Consider the following 1,236-nt stretch of genomic DNA (forward strand, 5'->3'; position numbering starts at 1 on the left):
TGTGTATTGGCCGCAGGAATAGGTCCGCGCAACAGCGATCCGCGTCTCGTTCTAGCCGTTTCTCAGTTCCCTTTGGTCCAAAGCGGAGAAGAAGTTTCCTCTCCAACCTCTGTTGTAGCGTTCGTTCCTGGGGATTGGCGGCAAGGCTCAGCCATTTACAGGCAATGGGCGGACGGTTGGTTTAGTGAACCGCAGAAACCCGATTGGGTACAAGAGCTTCCGGGTTGGCAGCGAATCATTATGAAGCATCAGTTCGGCAAAATTTACTTCCGTTATGAAGATTTACCCCGAGTCTACGAGGAAGGCAAAGCGGTCGGGGTGGAAATGATTCTGCTCTTCGGTTGGTGGAAAGGCGGCTTCGATAACGGGTATCCCGTCTATGAGCCTGATCCTGCCCTTGGCGGGGAAGAAGGGTTTAAAGCAGCGATTGCGGAAGTGCAGCGTCGGGGGGGACGTGTTGCACTTTACACAAATGGTGTATTGATCGATGTGAAATCAGACTATTACAAGGAAACCGGGCATCGGATTTGCCGCAAAAATATTGATGGCATGGAGTACAGGGAGCATTATAAGTTCAATAATGACGGCATGCTGCTGCGCAATTTTGGCTACAAAAGCTTTGTGTCTGCCTGTCAGGCGACCGATGAATGGAATAAGCATCTTATTGAGATCGGTCAACAAAAATTAAGTTACAATCCGGACTCCATTTTCTACGATCAGATCGCCGGACATTTTCCGCATCTCTGTTTCGATGCGTCGCATGATCATGGAAACCGGGGGGATAACGAGACGGTTTGGCGGCTGCGCAATTTGCAGCAAATGCGTGAATTATGCACAGGGGATAAAGCTTTCGGCTCTGAATTCGTTGTCGATTGCTATGCGCCTCTCCTGGATTTCCATCATAGTTGTCAATACGCGAGCTTTAAAGACGAGGAGTCGTTCCCTGAGCTTTATCGGCAAACGTTCCCCGAGACGATTATGTCCAATCGCTACATGCATGATGAAAGAAGCGATTTTAAACAGCAGCTTCACTTCGCTTTTGTGTATGGATACCGCCTTGACATTGCCATTTACCGCTCTAGGGCAACTGTGACTGCGGCTCCGGCCTATGCGAGCCACGTCAAGGAACTGATCGCCTTACGCGATCGCTACTCCGAATTTTTCTATCACGGCACTTTCTCACTGGATACTGATATGGAACTGCCTGAGGGAATCGTCAAAACGGAATACGTTCAT

The 1,236-nt window shown here is 49.4% G+C and carries 1 protein-coding gene; it reads left to right on the forward strand.

What is annotated here, in order from left to right; all coding sequences use genetic code 11:
* The coding region (locus tag GC102_RS34965; protein WP_216628273.1) for a DUF6259 domain-containing protein at window positions 1–1,236 on the forward strand (1,236 nt) is incomplete at both ends.

It is taken from the genome of Paenibacillus germinis (assembly GCF_013141785.1).
Taxonomy (GTDB): Bacteria; Bacillota; Bacilli; order Paenibacillales; family NBRC-103111; genus Paenibacillus_E; species Paenibacillus_E phytorum.